The organism is Ureibacillus manganicus DSM 26584 (assembly GCF_000772945.1).
Classification (GTDB): Bacteria; Bacillota; Bacilli; order Bacillales_A; family Planococcaceae; genus Ureibacillus; species Ureibacillus manganicus.
This window is the reverse complement of record NZ_JPVN01000007.1, coordinates 120,228-140,088: the sequence shown is the minus strand read 5'-3', so window position 1 is coordinate 140,088 and position 19,861 is coordinate 120,228. Positions and strand designations below refer to the sequence as shown.

At 35.3% G+C, this 19,861-nt stretch carries 15 protein-coding genes; 2 read left to right on the top strand and 13 right to left on the bottom strand.

Going from position 1 to position 19,861, the window contains the following annotated elements:
• The first annotated feature begins 422 nt into the window (after positions 1 to 422).
• Complete coding sequence (locus CD29_RS19630) at positions 423 to 1,478, top strand: transglycosylase SLT domain-containing protein (protein ID WP_052124048.1); 1,056 nt, start codon at positions 423 to 425, stop codon at positions 1,476 to 1,478.
• 84 nt (positions 1,479 to 1,562) lie between these two features.
• Here CD29_RS19630 and CD29_RS07450 read toward each other — a convergent pair whose 3' ends face one another.
• From CD29_RS07450 to CD29_RS07430, 5 genes are all read right to left on the bottom strand, one after another.
• Positions 1,563 to 2,411 carry a pyridoxamine kinase gene (locus tag CD29_RS07450; RefSeq protein WP_036184848.1) on the bottom strand — a complete coding sequence of 283 codons (849 nt, stop codon included), beginning with the start codon at positions 2,409 to 2,411 and terminating at the stop codon, positions 1,563 to 1,565.
• A 126-nt stretch (positions 2,412 to 2,537) separates the two neighbouring features.
• Positions 2,538 to 3,389: a DegV family protein gene (locus tag CD29_RS07445; RefSeq protein ID WP_036184844.1), complete on the bottom strand. Its 852-nt coding sequence runs from the start codon at positions 3,387 to 3,389 to the stop codon at positions 2,538 to 2,540.
• Between the two features lie 263 nt (positions 3,390 to 3,652).
• Positions 3,653 to 5,701, bottom strand: a complete 2,049-nt coding sequence (locus tag CD29_RS07440; protein WP_036184842.1) for a catalase — start codon at positions 5,699 to 5,701, stop codon at positions 3,653 to 3,655.
• Positions 5,702 to 5,800: 99 nt separating this feature from the next.
• Positions 5,801 to 7,738: a ribosomal protection-like ABC-F family protein gene (abc-f, locus tag CD29_RS07435; RefSeq protein ID WP_036184839.1), complete on the bottom strand. Its 1,938-nt coding sequence runs from the start codon at positions 7,736 to 7,738 to the stop codon at positions 5,801 to 5,803.
• A 536-nt stretch (positions 7,739 to 8,274) separates the two neighbouring features.
• On the bottom strand, positions 8,275 to 9,213 hold the full coding sequence (locus CD29_RS07430; RefSeq protein ID WP_036184836.1) for a nucleoside hydrolase: 939 nt from the start codon (positions 9,211 to 9,213) through the stop codon (positions 8,275 to 8,277).
• A 268-nt stretch (positions 9,214 to 9,481) separates the two neighbouring features.
• Here CD29_RS07430 and CD29_RS07425 point away from each other — a divergent pair, with 268 nt between their 5' ends.
• Positions 9,482 to 9,883 (top strand): hypothetical protein, encoded by a 402-nt coding sequence (locus tag CD29_RS07425; RefSeq protein ID WP_088322118.1) that lies wholly within the window; start codon positions 9,482 to 9,484, stop codon positions 9,881 to 9,883.
• Between the two features lie 111 nt (positions 9,884 to 9,994).
• On the opposite strand, the gene arcC is transcribed toward CD29_RS07425, so the two are convergent.
• The 8 genes from arcC to allC all read right to left on the bottom strand — a co-directional run bounded on the left by arcC (position 9,995) and on the right by allC (position 19,498).
• Positions 9,995 to 10,930 carry a carbamate kinase gene (gene arcC, locus CD29_RS07420; protein WP_036184833.1) on the bottom strand — a complete coding sequence of 312 codons (936 nt, stop codon included), beginning with the start codon at positions 10,928 to 10,930 and terminating at the stop codon, positions 9,995 to 9,997.
• Between the two features lie 11 nt (positions 10,931 to 10,941).
• On the bottom strand, positions 10,942 to 11,856 hold the full coding sequence (locus tag CD29_RS07415) for a DUF2877 domain-containing protein (RefSeq protein ID WP_052124047.1): 915 nt from the start codon (positions 11,854 to 11,856) through the stop codon (positions 10,942 to 10,944).
• Positions 11,857 to 13,131, bottom strand: a complete 1,275-nt coding sequence (locus CD29_RS07410; RefSeq protein ID WP_036184830.1) for a YlbE family protein — start codon at positions 13,129 to 13,131, stop codon at positions 11,857 to 11,859.
• A gap of 199 nt (positions 13,132 to 13,330) precedes the next feature.
• Positions 13,331 to 15,076 (bottom strand): acyl-CoA synthetase FdrA, encoded by a 1,746-nt coding sequence (gene fdrA, locus CD29_RS07405; RefSeq protein WP_036184827.1) that lies wholly within the window; start codon positions 15,074 to 15,076, stop codon positions 13,331 to 13,333.
• 118 nt (positions 15,077 to 15,194) lie between these two features.
• On the bottom strand, positions 15,195 to 16,244 hold the full coding sequence (allD, locus tag CD29_RS07400) for an ureidoglycolate dehydrogenase (RefSeq protein WP_036184818.1): 1,050 nt from the start codon (positions 16,242 to 16,244) through the stop codon (positions 15,195 to 15,197).
• 31 nt (positions 16,245 to 16,275) lie between these two features.
• The gene (gene allD, locus CD29_RS07395) at positions 16,276 to 17,325 is read right to left on the bottom strand and encodes an ureidoglycolate dehydrogenase (protein ID WP_036184817.1); all 1,050 of its coding nucleotides are present in this window, start codon (positions 17,323 to 17,325) and stop codon (positions 16,276 to 16,278) included.
• Between the two features lie 66 nt (positions 17,326 to 17,391).
• On the bottom strand, positions 17,392 to 18,165 hold the full coding sequence (gene allE / locus CD29_RS07390; protein WP_036184816.1) for a (S)-ureidoglycine aminohydrolase: 774 nt from the start codon (positions 18,163 to 18,165) through the stop codon (positions 17,392 to 17,394).
• Between the two features lie 88 nt (positions 18,166 to 18,253).
• Entirely contained in the window at positions 18,254 to 19,498 is a 1,245-nt protein-coding gene (gene allC / locus CD29_RS07385; RefSeq protein ID WP_081976183.1) for an allantoate deiminase, read from the bottom strand.
• Positions 19,499 to 19,861: the final 363 nt, after the last annotated feature.

Below are 19,861 nucleotides of genomic sequence, written 5' to 3'. Positions count from 1 at the left end.
GTCTAAAAATATTAATTCTGAGAACGAGTACAGTTTCTCAAAGTATTCTCACTTTATTCATCAAAATAAACTCTTTTCATTCTACCATACGAAACCCTATAACCATATTTTTTCTATTAGTAGATAGAAACGGTAAATATCTACTCTCTTTTTCAATGAAGGTAATTAAAGTTTAGGATATTCACACTAGAGACAATCAAGTCTATCAATTCTCAAACGATTTTTGTATTTCGTATGTTTAAAAGAAAACTTCTTTGTCCATGATATCTAGAAAGAGTTGTAGTATAGAAGATTTTTATGGAGAGTTTTCAATTTTTTCCCGGTATAAGTGTCCTGTAAGACTCCAACCTGGAAAGTGGGAATAAAAACACCCACAAAATTGAACTTTATATGAGATTAATTTAAGGAGGAATTCTATTCCTATGAATCATGGAAATAATAGTTTGTTTAAAAGAATTGGCATGCGTTTAACACATATTGGAATTCTTGTTTTTTTCGTACTAATGACTTATTTTGTAGTCATTAGCCTAGGGCAAGATAGAGAATCTATTTCAACTGATGAATACCAAGAAGTAAAAAAAGAACAATTTGAGCCGAAAATAACATCAGCTGTTGATCTACAAAATAATACAACTTCTAACGAATCTACGATTGAACAACATGAAAAAAACTCCGTATTTAAACCTTCTAACATACTACAACTCCACGGAAGTTTAACCTTAGCCGAAAATTCATCAGAAGATAATACAGCTAAAGATACTTCTACATTTGCACTGCTTCAAAATAACCCTACTTTGGGGAAATCCATCGCTGAGGAAAATCAAGATGAGCTTGTCGGAAACGAGGGAACCGACGAAGACACTGAAAGTACATCAAACGAGGATCCGGCTATAGAAGAAGACACTGAAACTGAAGTACCTCAAGAAGATTCAACAACAGAGAAAAAAGAAGAAAACGATCCAACCACTGAAAACTTAGATACACAAATTGAAAACGATCCAGCATTAGATGTTACAATCATTGCACAGCAACCATCATTCCCATATAGCGAAAAACTCCCAATCCCCTATGAACATCAAGAGTATTTGTATAAGTTATGTGTTCAATACGGTTTAGAGTATGAAAAAGTTTTGGCTGTCATGGAGCATGAAAGTAAATTCAATCCAAATGCTATTGGAGCAACTTCAGATTTCGGCTATTTCCAAATCAATTCAATCAACCACGTGTGGCTTTCTGAAACACTTGGAACACCTAATGCTCCACTAGACCCTTACGTAAATATGCAATGGGGAACATACTTTCTAGCCGATTTAATAGATTATTGGAAAAATCAAGGATTAACAGGTACTGCATTAGATGAGGCTGTACTAAGTTCCTATAATAAGGGGAAAACTGGCTTCCGTAGAACAGGTAAAGCAACGAACTATATTGAAAAAGTAAGAGAATCCTACGCGTTAATTCAAAACGAGTATATGTAAACAAATTGCCTATGGAAAATAAACACTTCCATAGGCATTTTTATTTCAAAATTACTATATTAATATTCAAAGGTAACCATCTTTTTAAATTAACATTTTCAAATACTTCTCGAAGTTTACACCTTCTACTTCTGGTATTCCTTTTATATAAGTATCGTCAATTGCTGCAGTCAGAAATTGTTCTGCGAGTTGAATTGACTTCTCAATATTCTCACCACGCATCATACTTCCCATTAATACAGAGGCAAATAAATCACCAGTCCCTGAATAGCTTTTTCCGTTATAAACCATTTCAGAATAAAAGGTTTTATTTCCGTCCAAATACATATTGCCAACAAACCGCTTTCCTGCATTACTAGACGGTCGTGTCACACCAGTAATAATTACTTTAGCATCTGATAATTGATGCAAAGTATTACCTGCATCTTCAAGTGCCTTTAGAAAATCCTTCTCATCTGTATAATTATGTAATTTCTCATAGGCTAATCCTGTTAATAGACAACACTCCGTAACATTAGGAGTTATGACATCTGCACACTTAACAAGATCTCGCATTCGATCTAACAATTCATCTGTCGTTAGCTTATATGCTTCACCCTCGTCTCCCATAACAGGATCAACAAGAACAAGTGATTCTTCGTGATTAAATTTATCTAAAAATCTAAGAATGTTGTTAATTTGCTCTCTCCCAGTCACAAAACCTGTATAGATTCCATCAAAGGTTACATTCATCTTGCTCCATTCTTCTTCGAAAAATTGCATTTTAGATGTTAAGTCTTCGTAAAAGAAGCTCGGGTAACCAGTCTGAGCGGATAATATTGCTGTAGGTAATGGACATGCTTGTACGCCCATGACAGAAAGAACTGGAATTGCTGCAGTCAACGAACACTTCCCAAAAGATGATAAATCCTGAATTACAGCGACCTTTTTCATAAATACCTCCAAAAGATGTACCAAAACGAATTTATTTCATCGTACCATAAAATGAAGAACAATAACTTATTTAATCCTAAAAGTAGTAATGCAAAAAAGGATGTCATCAAGACACCCCCTTTTTTATTACCGCTCTAATCCCGCTATTCCAAAGCCTCCTGGTCCTGCATGGGTAGAAATCATAGCACCAGCTTGCATCCACTTTACATTTTTAAAACCTTCTTCTATTGCGATTTCATCAATCCGTTTCTTTATACTATCATCAAGTCCAATAGAGTAAAGCAGGTACAACTGTTGTCGGTCGATATTGTATTCATTTAAATAATCCTGCATCAGTTTCTCTGCAACTACACTCATTTTCCCACGATATTTTCTAGTTGAAACAAGCTTTCCATCTTTTAGTTCGATGCAAGGTTTAATTTTTAACAACGCACCTCCGATATAGGCAACATTACTTACACGTCCTCCTGCCCTTAAAAAGTCTAAGCTTCCAGGAATGAAGGCTAGCCTTGATTTAGGTACTACTGATTCAATTTTTTCTACTAACAAACTAGGTTCAATAGTCGGTTCTTCTTCAAGTAAAGTTGCTGCATACAACACAATGGCACCTAAACCACCTGTTACGTTCAATGCATCAATAAGGTAAATATCTTTAAAATCCTGTGCTGCGATTACCGCACTTTGAAACGAAGCAGATGCTCTTGATGTATAGCCAATATGAATAATTACGCTCTCTGGAAAATCTTCTCTAATTTTTGTGAATAAATCATGGTACTCAAGTTCGTTCGTTGCTGCCGTAGATGGGATTTTTTTAGTGCGTTGATGATAATCAAAAACTTCTTCAACAGGAAGTTCACCATCCAAATAATCCTTGCCATCCATAATTACGTGCATTGGAACTACTTGAATCTGATATCGTTCAACTAAATCTATCGGCAAATCCGCTCCACTTTCTGTAGTTAATATTATTCTTCCCATTAGACATCTCCTCTACCAAACACAGCGTTTTGCGTTTGTCTTTATGTTTTATATGTTTAACTATACATCAAATGTTGGGTTCTTCCACTCTAATATTTAGAAAATTATAAATACTTTCAAACACTGAAGATTAAAGGAATTAAATTAATTACACACTTCCCGTATAATATTTTTCAAAAATTCCCCATTAAAAAAAGAACGCTAGGAAAACACGTTCTTTTCTCTCTATTTTCTACTAATTTTTTTCTTAAATCTTACATTATTTATATTACCTTTCGATCCCAGAAACGATGTTGTGATATAGCATCAATCAATTCTTTTGTAAATTGCTCTAGGTTTTCACTGATGACCACTCCAGGTTGACCAGCAATATTATTTCTCTCCAACCATTGATTTAGCCCAGGACTTGCGCCAATTGGTTTATAGTGGGAAAAGGCCTCATCAGTAAAATGAGCTATCTGTTTGTTAAACGTAGGGCTACTACTGCTTGCTCTTACTATATAGACAGAGTCAAATTGGACTGACTTTGCTGTTAAGAATGTAAATTCCGCATTCAGATTAACCCCATTTGTCCCAGACACTTCACCAATTGTTTCACTAATAATTTTTGGTTGAATTCCCGCAGCAACTAAGTGATCTAATACATATTTCACATCTGGACCATTGAACCCCTTTGTCACTATGACTGCAACTGTAAGTGTTTCAGGACTAAATACTGTATTTAGTTGGCTAAGTGCAGGAGAAGATGTAGTTACATTTGAACCACCTGAAGCCGGCGGGTTAACCCCAATATATTCAGCTATACTCCTTGCTAATTCCAAATTTACATTTGCAAACATATCGACAACTTGCTGTTTAACTGATTCACTTTTTACTTTTGCAAGCTCAAATTGAAATGCTTCGATAATATGTCGCTTTTCTACGTCACTCATACTATTCCAAAATAGAGTAGCTTGAGAGAAATGATCTTTAAAGCTATCACTTCTGGCACGAATTTTACGACCTTCAACTTTTTCCTGGTAAGATTCATACCCACCTTTTTCAGGTGGAACAGGGGAAGGAGTATTTCCTGCTAAAGAATTTCTGTGATAGTTCACTTTTCCTTTATTGATCGTTTGCCTGTGATACCCATCTCTCTGATTATTATGAAAAGGTACAACAGGACGGTTAATTGGAATCTCATGGAAATTTGGTCCACCAAGGCGAATTAGCTGTGTATCCAAGTATGAAAATAGACGACCTTGAAGTAAAGGATCATTGGTAAAATCCACCCCAGGTACTACATTACCAAGATGAAATGCAGCTTGTTCGGTTTCTGCAAAAAAGTTATCAACATTTCTATTTAATGTCATTTTCCCAATGATTTTAACCGGAACAATTTCTTCTGGCCAGATCTTAGTTGCATCTAATATATCGACCCCAAGTTTAAACTCATCTTCTTCCCTTAGTAATTGAACTCCTAATTCGTACTCTGGAAAGAAGCCATTTTCAATTGCATTCCACAAATCATTCCGATGAAAATCAGGATCTATTCCTGCTAGTTTATGTGATTCATCCCAAACAAGAGAGTGTACGCCTAGTTTTGGTTTCCAATGGAATTTTACAAAGTGTGCCTTCCCTTGGTCATTAACAAAACGAAATGTATGAACACCAAACCCTTCCATCATTCGGAAACTTCTTGGTATAGCCCGGTCAGACATAATCCACATAATCATATGGGCTGATTCCTGGTTATTCGCTACAAAATCCCAAAATGTGTCATGGGCAGTAGAAGCTTGAGGAATATCATTATCAGGCTCTGGTTTAAAGGAGTGTACTAAATCTGGAAACTTAATAGCATCTTGAATGAAAAATACAGGAATATTATTACCAACTAAATCATAATTTCCTTCTTCAGTATAAAACTTTGTGGCAAAACCTCTTGCATCACGAACAGTATCAGAAGAACCACGCGCACCATTAACAGTAGAAAACCTGACAAAAACGGGTGTTTTTACAGAAGGATCCTGCAAAAACTTTGCCCGGGTAAAATCTTTCATGCTTTCATATAATTCAAAAAACCCATGTGCTGCAAATCCTCTTGCATGTACTACACGCTCTGGAATTCTTTCATGGTCGAAATGTGTGAGTTTTTCACGAAAATGGAAATCTTCCATTAAGGTCGGCCCACGTTCTCCAGCCTTTAATGAAAATTCATCCTCAGACATTTTCAGCCCTTGATTCGTTGTAAGCGCCTTTCCTTCATCTTCGACAAGAAACTGTTCTAACTGCTCATTTTTGCTATTTTCATTTACCTGATTCTTTTCATTCATGATTTGCCCTCCTATCGATAAAATGTATGAGCATATTTTCAAAAATATTCTATCGACAGGAAGTTTCATAAAATTCAATGTTAGTGTATTTACCTCTATTTAATATTCTTCTAAACTCACCCACAAATTGAGCATACATTCTAACTCCTCAGTTAATTCAACTTTTCTAGTGTTAAGCTTATCAAGGACTTCATATTCACTTTGATTTGCTAACATTTCTACATCAATCTCACTAATCTCTTTCTCAAGCTTTTCAATTTTTGTTAAAGCTTTTTCTTTTTTCCTTTCTTTGTTTTCACTTCGTTCGTATAGATTCGTGCTTTTCTGTTTATCTTTTTTCTCTTTAATTGCATGTTTTTCTTTATCAATTAGGTTCAGTTTGTCTTTTTCACTTTTATATTCATCATAATTACCCGGATAGCTTTTAAATGTATTGTTATCAATAGCTACTATACGTTGACCAATTTTATTAATAAAGTATCGGTCATGTGATACAAAGAAAATTGTCCCTTCGAAATCATCTAATGCTTCTTCAAGAGTTTCAATACTTTCAATGTCTAAATGATTTGTTGGCTCATCTAGTATTAATAAATTAATATCTTGGTATAATAGCAAAGCAAGCTTTAATCGGATTCGTTCTCCACCTGACAAATGCTTTACTTTTTTAAAGACCGTGCTTTTATAAAACATGAACTTCGATAAATATTCCCTAGCTTTTCCTTCCAAAATCGAAATATTTTCTCTAAATGTTTCGAGAACTGTGCTTTCTTCATTATTAAATGCGATTTTTTGTGGTAGATATGCTGGCATCACATTAGCACCTAATTGTACAGAACCAGAATCCGGTAATTCTTCACCTAATAACATTTTTATAAAGGAAGTTTTGCCACTTCCATTCTGACCTATCAACCCAACTCTTTCACCGTACTTAATTAGTACATCTGCGTTTTTAAAAATGATTTTATCGCCATAAGACTTTGATAGTTCAACAGCTTTAATAGTTTCATTTCCTGAACGCTCTGTTGCAGTTAAATTCAGCCGCATATTTCGCCTTTCAAAAGTAGGTTTATCTATTCGATCCATTTTGTCGAGTTTCTTTTGTATACTTGCAGCTCTTCGAAAGAATTTGTTATTGTCTGCTCTCATAGCCCAGTCTCTTAAATTTTTAACTTGTTGTTCCATATTTTTTATACTTTTCTGTTGTTCACGGAAATGCTCGTATTGAATCCGCATATTTTCTTCTTTTTGGCTTACATAGGATGAATAGTTTCCTTTATAAGATATAGATTCCATATCCTCTATCTCCACAATCTTCATGACAACGTTGTCTAAAAAATATCTGTCATGTGAAACGATGATGACGATACCCTTGTAACTATTTAAATAGCCTTCTAGCCATTCAATTGAGTCCATATGCAAATGATTTGTAGGTTCATCGAGTAGTAGTATGTTTGGGTTATGAATTAGAAGTTTCCCTAAAACAACAGTCGTTTTTTCCCCACCACTTAATAGATCAAAATCTCTATTTAAAAAACTCTCATCAAACTTTAAACCTGTACAAACCTTGCTTAATTTTTCTTCCTTTTCATATCCGCCTTTTAGTTCATATTGTTGAACTAAGTCACTATATCTATTTAAAGTCTTTTCAAGGTCGGTTCCTTCTAAAGTTTGCATTTTCCCTTCTAACTCTCGTATTTGTTCTTCAATTAATTCAAGTTCTTCAAAGGCTAAATTTAATACATCTTTCACTCTTAACCCTTCAGGATAAGTCGGTATTTGCTCAAGGTATGCACAACTTGCACCTCTTGACATTTTAATCAACCCTTCGTCATAACCAGGACTTGATGTTTGGGGGTAACCAGGATAATAATTCATTTGCTCTATACCCGCAATGAGTTTAAGAATGGTACTTTTCCCACTACCATTCGCTCCAACAATTCCAATTCTGTCCCCCTCATAAGCCTCAAAGGATATATTATTTACGACAAGCGTAGCTTCCATATATTTTTTTATTCCGATCAGTTTTAACTCAAACATAAATTTTTCCCTCATTTCCATAGTAAAAGTTACACTTTTTATGGAAAGGGCTAACAGAAGACCTTACTATAGTTTCATAATTCCTAGTATTTTTTGCACTCGAGATGTCCTAAAATTTGGGTGCCTAGCAGAATAGGTAACAAAAAAGACCGTAAGAAGAAAAATCCTCTTACAGCCTAAATAGTCATTGAATATGAATTAATTTGGTGAGGTAAACGCATTAAAATGCCATCATTAAAAAAGTGCATAATGATGATACAGTACCCCATACCAATAAATATTCTAGATTTAGCTAAGTAAGTAATCCTTCTAAATTGCCCGATTCATAAAGAGCATAACAAATAAACCTAATTAAATTAGGCAATTTTCACACTCATAAATAAATCCTATTAATACTAAAATAAATTAATATTAGCAATTAGATGGCATCATAAATACTTACTCTCCCTTTTATTAGAATATCTACATTATGCCATTATATATTTTTTCTGTAAATACTTTTATTACCAATTCTTCTACATAAGGATTCTTAATCCTTACAGCACAACTTTCTTAAACTCTTCTAGAAATGCATCATAATGAAGATTTACGGCAATTTTAGTTTTCCCTTTTTCACTTGTTGGTCGAATATCAATATATGACATACCCTTTGCATCTGTACTCTCAATTACTGTTGGATCATATTGTATGTAATCTACAAGTGTTGGATTTTTTACTACCATAATAGTGAGAAGATCATGAATAGGTGCACCTAAAATACCAGGGTTACTTTTTTTATAAAAATCGAAATAATATTTGTATATTGGTTCCATCAAAGGTGCAAAAACACTTTTATTATTTTGAGTGATTTCTTTCATTAGAGCCTCAGAAATGACAGCATATTGTGTAACGTTCAAAGGAGTTATAGTCAGGTTATGTGCGTTCTTTAGAACAATATTGGTTGAGGTTGGATCACCATAAAAATTTGCTTCTGCAAGCGCTGATGCATTACCTGGAACAAAGAATGCTCCACCCATTATATAAAACGAATGAACCATTTTTACATGTTCCGGATACAAATTAAATACCGTTGCCAAGGTAGTTGAACGTCCTGTATCTACTATAATAAGTTCTTTCCCGTATTTTTCTATGATGACGCGGATCATGTCGAAAGGATATGTTTGATATTGAAAATTACGAGGCGGTTGAATCGGACCAAGACCTTCCTTTCCATGAATTTCTGGATATATTCTTAAGGTTTCATCTTCTTGAACCGGCATAGATGCACCAGGTATAACTGGAATATCAGTTCTACCAGCCAATTGCACTAAATATGCGGCATTTGCTGTAGCCAGATTCTTTGTTATGTTCCCATAACTAGCTACAATGCCAACTAGTTCAATTTCTGGATCTAGGATGGAATACATAATTGCCAAAGAATCGTCAATTCCAGGGTCACAGAAAAATAAAATCTTCTTAGTTGTAATAGATAGCACTCCTTTTTTCTCCAATAATTATCCACAATGATCCTTCCAATCGCGGAATTAATCACCTATTATTTGGTAATTTGTATTTTACTTATACAATATGATTTAACTTTATCTTTCATATCTAAATCCTGAATTTATGTTTAAACCACTACATTGGAACAGTCCCATTCTATGGACTATCAAAAAGTTTTAAAATCAGTTCATTGCCCATAAAGATTAAACAATTTGGCATACTCTTGAAGTAAGTTATTCAATTGTGGAAGGAGGTATATTTATGTATTTTTTTCAACAGCCACATCCACACAATTTCTTTTATCAAAATCCTGCTAATCACATAGTTCAAGCACCTATTACTGTTAACCCTCATCTTTTATATCAGACCGCCCAGCGTAGCCAATTGCCTCCAGTCGATACTACTCTTTTACACGAATCCGCTAAGGAAACTCAAAAGCTAATGAGTGATGCTAATAAAGTAGTTGAAATGTTTTCAACTTCAAAAGATTTCAGTACAAAAGTAATGGATGCAGCGCAACATTCTAATCGAGAAGAAGTTAAGCGGTTAATTCGTTCAAATGGTGTTACTTCACAAATAGAAGTTTACTTTAATCCTGATGGGATTAGATTAGAATTCAGATCTAAATGCTGCCAATTATTAGTTGTTTTGCGCTGGCGTTAACAGATTTTTTTATTTTTCATATAAATAAAAAAAAGTACCTCTAAAGTAGCGATACTACATTAGAGGTACTTTTCATTAATAGTTTAGGACAAACCTAGCTTGCTTTTTTAATTATTGAACAATTCGAGTACCAGTTTTTCCTTCTACTGCATCTTGAAGTTTGTCAATTGAAGTAATGATAACATTTTTTCCGCCTTTTTGTAGGAAAAGAATTGCAGCTTCAATTTTTGGTCCCATACTTCCTTTAGGGAATTGACCTTCTTCCATATAACGAAGAGCATCTTCAACTGTCATTTCAGCTAAATTTTCTTGATTTGGTTTACCGAAGTTAATAGCAACTTGTTCTACACCCGTTAAGATGAATAAGAAGTCTGCGTTAATTTCAGCAGCGAGTAATGCACTCGCGAAATCTTTATCGATTACAGCTTCAATACCTTCGAGTTTACCGTTGTTTTCGATAACTGGAATACCACCGCCACCAGTAGAAACAACAGAAATCCCGTTATTTAGCAATGTTTCAATTGCTTCTTTCTCAACAATTCTTACTGGTTTTGGCGATGCAACAACGCGTCGGTATCCACGACCAGCATCTTCAACGAATGTTAAGTTACGTTCAGCAACGATTTTCTCCATATCTTCTTCAGAATAGAATGGTCCAATTGGTTTTGTTGGGCTTTGGAAAGCTGGATCATCAGAAGATACAACTGACTGAGTAACAACTGTCGCAATTGTTTTGTTGATATTACGTTTAACCATTTCATTTTTAAAGATTTGTTGGATTAAATATCCGATGTTACCTTGTGTTTCTGCACCATAAACATGTAAAGGATATTCAGGGATAACTGATTTCGCCATTTCCCCTCTGATTAACGTATTACCAACTTGTGGTCCGTTACCGTGAGTAATTACAACTGTATGTCCTTGTTCCATTAAATCAAGTACTGGTCCAGCACTTTCAACAAGGTTTTGTTGTTGTTCTTCAATTGTACCTTTTTGTCCTTCTTTGATGATGGCATTTCCACCGATCGCTAGAACGATTTTGCTCATATTAACACTCCTTAAAAATTAGTTTCTGTTGTATTATTTATCGTTTCAAAAGTGAGCATACCAATTAGTATACCAAATAATGTATCGAGTCCCGAGCTATGTCCAACTCCAAGCAAGTCCTTGAAATTCATGTCAAATTTAGCGGTATCCCCGCTAGCAAGTGTATTGACCATATTAGAAACGGTTGAGCTGAACTCATGTTTTAGTGCATATCGCAAATATTCTCTTGCCACATCAGTTGTAATGGACTCACCTTCTATTAGTTCAGAAAGTTTTTCATAAAACCTGGGGGATAAGAAATGCGATACAGCATCAAATGCAAGTAATCCAACAACCATATCGTCTCCTGATGGAGTAAGGCCATTACCTCTTCCTAGGAAGTATCGAAATGCTTTGTCCATCATTTGCTCATCACTTGTTATCGCCGATTTTATTAATAAGTTCAAATACAAATCAATACCACTTAGATTATGATTATTATTTACTTGAAACTCGTTTATAAAATCTCTGATAAAGACATCCAATCCAGTGCGTTCATCTAATTCCATTAACTGGGATTTAAATTGGTTAATGCTGCTTACAAATATTTCTATACTTTTTAATTTTATTAGTTCATTTTTATACGGATTTGCTTTGTTCAAGCTAATCGCAAAGTTATAAAATTCGATGGAATTCGTTTTTTCATTCCATTGAACAGCTTCACCGTTGTTCACTGAGGTAACTGCTAATGCAGTATCATATTCAGGGAGATGGATTCCAAATGGAAGTTGGCCGTTTTTCGTCGTTCCGATAAAAATGAGAGAATCCCCCATTTTGATATTGAAGCCATTTGTGAAACGACTATGAACAAATGCCTTCTCTTTTTTAAAAAGAAGGAGAGGAATTAGATAACTATATCCCTCTCCAAAAAGAGTATGATTATTCATTTATTGTGGGTCAATTAGACCAAGTTTTACAGCATAAGCTTCAATTGCTTTTTCGAAACATGCTAATGGAGCACGTACAGTACCTGCACCGATTTGACCAACGCCTGCTTCTTTATGTGCAATACCTGTGTTGATAATTGGTTCGATACCTGTTTCAACAACTTTTCTTGCGTCGATTCCAAGAGTAGCGCCTTGGAAATCCCATGTTGGAATTGAGAAGTTTGGATTGTGATCAATACAGATTTCCATCATTTCGTTACTTGTAGTTACTGCATCGTCCATACCACCTGCACCAACGAAACGAGTAACACCAGGAGCTGCGATCATAGCGAATCCACCAACACCAAATGTTTCAGTAATTGCACTATCCCCCATGTCAGGACAAGCCATATCTTGATCATATCCTGTAAAGAATAAACCTTGAGGTGTGTTAACTGGTGCTGTAAACCATTCGTCACCCATTCCTGCAATACGGATACCGAATTCATAACCGTTACGGCACATTGCAGTTACAACTGTACCATGTTGAATTTGTCTAGCTGTATCCATTACTACTTTACCAGTAGCCATTGCAATATTTAAGAAGAATTGGTCAGTATCTGCTAAGAATTGAATAACGTCTAGTTTGTCTTTTTCATTTACATCAGTTTGTAAGATGTATGGAGTAATATCTTTTAAGAAAATAAGAGAACCAGCAATATTACGTTGGTGGAACTCATCACCCATAGTAATTGCTTTTGCCATAGCAACGTTAACGTTTAAGCCATCGCCTTTAACTTTAAGTGCTTTTGCAATAGTTGGTCCTAAAATATCTCTGAACCATTTTAAACGGTTGATAACATCGTCAGAATATGCGCCGAAACGTAATACTGCTCCGATCCCTTCGTTCATAGTACAATAAGCACGGTTTCCACCGTCACGATTTTCTACAACAAGTACAGGCATGCTTCCAGAAGTTATACCACCCATTGGTCCTACTGCGTTTACATGGTGACATGGGATAAACTCAATTTCGCCATTTTCTAACATTTTACGTGCTTCATCAGCATCATTTGCCCAACCTTCAAATAAAGTTGCACCTACACAAGAACCTTGCATTGGGCTAGTCATGTTTTCCCATTTAATCGGTGGACCTGCGTGTAATATTACTTTACCATTTAGTTCTTCAATAACAGATTTAGCTGGAACAACATCCACTAAAAATGGAGAACTTGATACAACTTTATCGATAACCGCTCTGTTTGCTTCATCAATTGTTTTATATTGTCCGTACATTATAATTCCTCCTGAACATTCATTAATTCCAATTTTTTACAACCATCCGACTTCAAAGATTATCCCCTATGTACAAGATCGATATTTTTTTATCGACCTAATTTTACAGAGTCGATCTGCCACAAAAGGTGAAGAACACCACCTTTTGTGAGTTATGACTTTTTTTAAGGGTTTAAAGTAGAAGTTTTAGAATTCGAAATTATTTTAGTAAACTTAAAATTTTACGCATTCTTGGGTTACCGCCAGCAACTGGACGCCAATCGTATTGAACAACTCTTCCACCTGTTGAAGTAATTGCTTCAGTAAATTTCTTTAACCCTACGTTAACAACGTTTGGTTTTTCAGTTAATAATCTTTCGATTGCTTCAGAAACTGTTACATCTACTTTTGCTACTTCAGTACCAGCAACTACTTCTTTTTGTACTTCTTCAATTTGCATGTCTAACATAGCTAAAGAAGTTAATACTGCTTGGTTGTTACTGTCACGGATAATTACTCCCGCTTTTTGTAATTTAGCTTTTTGATCATCAATTCCTTGTGGATCTTGGTCAGTACCACATACAGTTGCAACAAAGTAAATGTTTTTGCCATTTGCTTGTGCTTCTTTTTGGATTTTTTCAATTCCAGGAATTAATGCACTAGCCATATCTTCATGAGAACCATATCCAAGAACAACATCAAAAAGAATAACTGCAGTAGACTCATCTTGAGCTGCTTTTTGGAAGTATTGAATTCTTGTATCAGGGTCAATCATTGGGTGTGGTTTACCTTGAGTATAAATATCATCTCCAAGGTCGATTACTTCAAATCCGTCAGTACTTAATAAGTAACCTTCTTCGTGAGCACCTGAATTATCATAGTTTAGGCCTCTAGCAATAAGAGTAGCTGCTTCATATCCTAAAGTTCCACCTGAATATAGAGCTTTAATTGTTTTTTGTTCAGGTTTTAGCTCAACGCTTGGTACTTCACCTTGTAAAGTGTTGTAGTTTGGTTTAACTTCGTTGCCTCTTACAAGATCAACAGCAATTGCAGCTGTTTCTTCAAGAGTATTTGCATAGTAAACATTACCTTCATGGTTGTGTGGGTCTTCACCAAGGAAGATTGCTACTACTGGTTTTGAAAGACTTTGTAGTAATTGAACTACTTGGTCACGTACTTCTTTTGCAGGTGGCTTAGAAATTAATGTAATAACTTCAGTTTGGCTATTTTGTGCTAATGCTTTAATACCATCTAACATTGTAATAGCACCGATTTTATCGTTTAAGTCACGTCCACCAGTTCCGATTGCATGGCTAATACCAGCACCTAAACGGTCGATTTGTGTAATAACTTCTTGAATACCAGTACCAGAAGCACCGATTACACCAATTTTTCCAGTTTTCATAACGTTAGCAAATGCAAGAGGTACACCAGAAACGATTGCTGTACCACAGTCAGGACCCATTACTAATAGACCTTTGTCATGTGCTTTTTCTTTAATACGACGCTCATCTTCAACAGTTACGTTGTCACTGAAAATTAATACGTGCATATCACGATCAATAGCCTTTTCAGCTTCTTCTGCAGCATATTGTCCAGGTGTAGAGATAATTGCTAAGTTTGCACCTGGTAAAGCTTTTGTTGCTTTATCCCAAGAACGAACAGTTTCGAAAGCTTCTTTGCTACCTGCAATAGCTTGGTTATTTAAATAGTTATCTACTTCATCAAGTACTTCTTGAATTTTTTCTTCTGAGTCAGTGTCAACAACGATACACATATCGTTTGAAGCAGCGCCTTCAAGCTCCTCAGTATAAAGACCTGAACCTTTGAAGATATCCTTGTTCGCAGGAGTTCCCATCATAACTTGAACTTTGTTAATGCCTTCCATAGTAGAAATTTTGTTTGTAAGAAGCATTAAGTTAACTGAATCCTGATATGAATTCTGTTTTACAATTGTATAAAGCATGTTTAAATGCACCTCTTCTTTATTTTTGTACTTATATAAAAGATTTAAATGAAAAGAACTCCAAACAAAAAGGGCGACTTTTCTTCTAGCCGCCCCTTTTGTACAGCAATTTTACATTTTATTTTGCAAACGGGCTTTTATGATCATATGAGTTATTATGAATAACATCAGAAGTTAAATAGTCATATATGTGGTCGACAATTTCGATGCCGTCTTTTTCATATGCTTCTTCTCTTTCTGCACTTCTTTGGCCTGGATAGTATACTTGGTTGTATCCTGGAGCAGGCTTGATGTTGTTTAAATCTTGCATAGTTTGTGCAATTGCTTCTTTAAATGTGTTTAAATTCGTAAAATATTCTGGGTTAATAACGATATGAAGTTGCCCTAAATTACGGCCTGCCGTTAAATCATGGTACATAGATGATACATTTTTACCAAAAGGTAAGCCTAACAGAATTCCTGATAATACATCCACCATCATCATCAGTCCATATCCTTTTGGCCCTGAGATTGGAAGTAAAGCATTTACTTTAAATGGATCTGTCGTTGGTTCTCCATTGCTATCAACTGCCCAAGTATCTGGAATTGATTCATTTTTCGATCTAGCATGGAGTATTTTCCCCCATGCTTGTACAGTAGTTGCCATATCGAAAGTAATATTTTTGCCGTCTTTACCTGGTGCTGCAAAAGCAATTGGGTTTGTACCATAATAAGGTTCTGCTCCACCAAACGGTACGACCATAGGATCTGATTGACATAAAGAAATTCCGATTAAATCAGCTTCCGCTGCCTGTTGTACGAAATAGGAAAGGGCACCGCTATGGCCAATTCTTCTTACGCCTACTACAGCGATTCCGTTTTCCTTTGCCATCTTAATTGCCTCGTCCATCGCAAGTTTTGCTGCAACGTGACCTACCCCGTTGTCACCATCAAATACTGCTGTACAAGGTCCTGTTTTTTCGAATTTGAATTCAGGATTATGAGTTATACCACCCTTAGCAATTCGTTCAGCATAATACTCAACACGCATTGCTCCATGGGAGTGTACACCCCTTGCATCCGCATGAACTAATACATCTGCAACACCAGCTGCATGTTCTTCAGTTAAACCAGCTTTGTTAAGTTTATTAGTAATTAATTCTTTTAATTTTTCTTTACTTACTCTCATCCCATTCACCACTTTCCAATAAGAAACCTATTTACTCTGCAAAAGGGTCTTTATTATCGTATTTATTGTTATGAACTACATCAGAAACTAAATATTCATAAATATCATCGACGATATCAATTCCATCTTTTTCATACTTCTCAATTACTTCATCATTGTTTTGACCAGGATATAATACTTTAGAGAAGCCTGGAGCAGGTTTAATGTTATTTAAATCTGCCATTGTTTGTGTAATATTTTGTTTAAATTGATTTAAGTCAGTAAAATATGATGGATTAATAACGATATGAAGTTGACCTAGTTTACGATACTCTGTTAAATCATTGTACATAGAAGTAACCTTGTTACCAAAAGGAAGTCCAAGAAGAATTCCTGATAATACGTCAACCATCATCATAAGTCCATATCCTTTTGGACCTGAAATAGGTAATAATGCATTCACTTTATGTGGATCTGTAGTTGGATTTCCATTTGCATCAACTGCCCATGAATCAGGAATTGATTCATTTTTTGATCTAGCATATAGGATTTTCCCCCATGCTTGGACAGTTGTTGCCATATCTAATGTAATTTTTCTTCCGTCGCTACTTGGTGCTGCAAAGGCAATTGGGTTCGTTCCGTAATAAGGCTCTGATCCACCAAATGGAACTACCATTGGATCTGATAAAGTAACACTTAAAGCAACTAAATCTTCATCTGCTGCTTGTTCAGTAAAGTACGATATCGCACCACTGTGTGACATATTTTCAACACCAACGATTGCTACACCGTTTTCTTTAGCAATTGCAATAGCTTCCTTCATTGCTTCTTTAGCCGCAACTAGACCATTGCCTCCATCAGCGTGAAATACACCAGAACAAGGGCCAGTTTTTTCAAATTGGAAGTTAGGATTTGTATTGATTCCACCCTTTGCAATTCGTTCTGAATAATATTCTACTCGCATTGATCCGTGTGAATGTATTCCACGTGCATCAGCAAATACTAGTACGTCTGCAGCTGTATCTGCATGACTTTCAGTTAAACCTGCTTTATGGAGTTTGTTTTTTATTAATTGTTTTAATTCTTCTTTTGTTACTCTCATTTTTTAGACACCTACTTTTTTTGATGAACAAGCTATTAAGTAAAATCTGAAGTTTGGGTGTTAAAATTATTTTTTATCTAGTGATGCATCGCGGTTACAATCTTTTGAATATACATATGCTAGTGGCTCTCTACCAACTGCATATGCTGCTTGATGTACATAAGGACCCATGAAGATATAGTCACCTTTTTTAACAGGAATCCATTCGTTATCAAGATTGTACATACCTTCACCAGATAGTAAGTATGCCCCGTGCTCTTGGTAATGTGTTTCGATAAATGGATGGCTTGCTGCAGGGTCAAATGATAAGATATGGAAGTTCATGTCAAAGTCAATGTCTGTTGGTAATAGATCTTTAATATGAACATTGTGCATATCATCATAATCTCTGAACTCAATTTGGTTTGCATGGCCAGATACTGTCCAAGGTTTTTTACCTTCAAGCGGTTTATATTTTTGTTTGTAAAGGAATAGGCGAGAATCACCTGATTCTAAGTTTTCTAAGTACATTTTTACTCCAGGTGGGCAATATAAGTAGCCACTATCTTCAAGTACAAATTCTTCTTCCCCAGCTTTTGCTTTCACTTTACCGTTAAGTACATATACAAACGTTTCAACGTCTGCTTCACCGCAATAACCTTGGCTGTTTTTTCCGCCTTCATGCATTGTTACGATGTAATCAACGAAGCTAGCCCCTAATCTTGGTGAACCTAAAATTGAGATCGTACAATTTTCAAATCCAGGAATAATATTATTTACTAATCCTTCTGGAGTAATAAGTGCGTATAAACCGTGTTTAATAATTGATCTGCTAGAAAGTAAATCTTTTGGGTATCCCATAATCCTTTATCTCCTTTGATTGCCTCAATATTTTTTATTTTTAAATTTCGCATACGTTAGAAGCTAATTCAATGTTGTATGTTGCGAATTATTTATAACCAAGTTCATATAAAGCACCGATAAGACCTTTTACACCTTCAGCTAAGTCTTTCGGTTCAGTAAATTCTGCCGGATTGTGACTTATACCTTTACGACTCGGTACGAACAGCATTGCAGTAGGTACATGTGCAGCAAAAATTTGAGAATCATGCCCTGCACCACTGTGCATCACTTTATAATTTAAGCCGTTATCATCACATTGCTTTTCAATCAGCTCAACGACCTTTTGATCCATTGGGATTGGATCTTCATCCATCCAAAGGTCGATATTCATTTCAACTTCATGTTCTTTTGCGATTTCTTGCATTCTTGCTGTCATTTGTTCTGTAAAGGAAATGATAGCTTGTTTATCTGTATGACGTACATCAATTGTAAAAATAACTTTTCCTGGTACAACATTTACGATGTTTGGATAAGCCTCAAATTTACCAACTGTTGTTACAAGTGGATCACCAGTTTCTTTTGCCATAGTAATAATCTCATGAATAATATGACTTGAAGCAAAAACAGCATCTTTTCGATATCCCATAGGTGTTGTACCTGCGTGGTTCGCTTCACCAGATATTTCAACTGTATAACGTCTTTGTCCAACAATGCTATTTACTACACCAATAGTGATTCCTTCTTTTTCTAATACACTACCTTGTTCAATATGAACTTCTACGAACGCTTTTAGATCCTTACGTGTTTCCTTAGATTCATCTCTAAAGTCAAAGCCAGCGTTTTTCATGGCTTCAACAAATGGAACACCATCAAAATCTTTGATACCTTCTACATCTTCTCGTTTAGCTAAACCAACGATGTTTTTAGAACCCCAGAACGAGTAAGGGAAACGACTTCCTTCTTCTTCAGCCATAGAAACAACTTCTATGTTTCTTAAAGGTTGACCAAAATGTTTTTTTAAGTACTTTAACGCAAGTATTCCGGCTACAATTCCATATGCACCGTCTAAACGTCCGCCGTTTGTAACAGTATCCACATGAGAGCCAGTTAAAATAGTTTCATTCGTATTTTGACCTTTTAATGTACCAAATAGGTTTCCAATATCATCAAAACGAGCTTCGAGGCCTTCGCTTTCCATCCATTCTTTCAGTGCGTTTTGACCTTCAACCCACTCTTTTGTATACAGTAAACGAGAAACACCACCTTTAGGATCTTTTCCGTATCCCGCTAACCATTCAAGTCTGCTATCTGTTTCTTCGGTTAGATCAAGGTTTTGCACTATATTTTTCATATCGTTCACCTATTTCACCACCCTTTTCCACGTTATGTAATATTTCTTTTTAAATTGGTTTGTAACGCTATTTATTGTTTGTAGACTTTACGATAGTATGCATTAAAGTCTTATATCAACTTAATATCTTTAGTTCTATAACCATTGTAAACGGTACCAAATAAATATTCTTTAGCACTAGCAGATAAAGGTATTTATATTATTTCTCCGAAATGGATAACTCCTTAAAAATTAGGTACATTTGTAGTAATAACTTCTTTGTTCTCTTACTAATGTTCCAAATTTTACCTACTTTATAACCCGTTAAAAATCCATTATCCATCCTAAAATTATAGAAAAAGGCATCCACTCAGCAGTATTGGA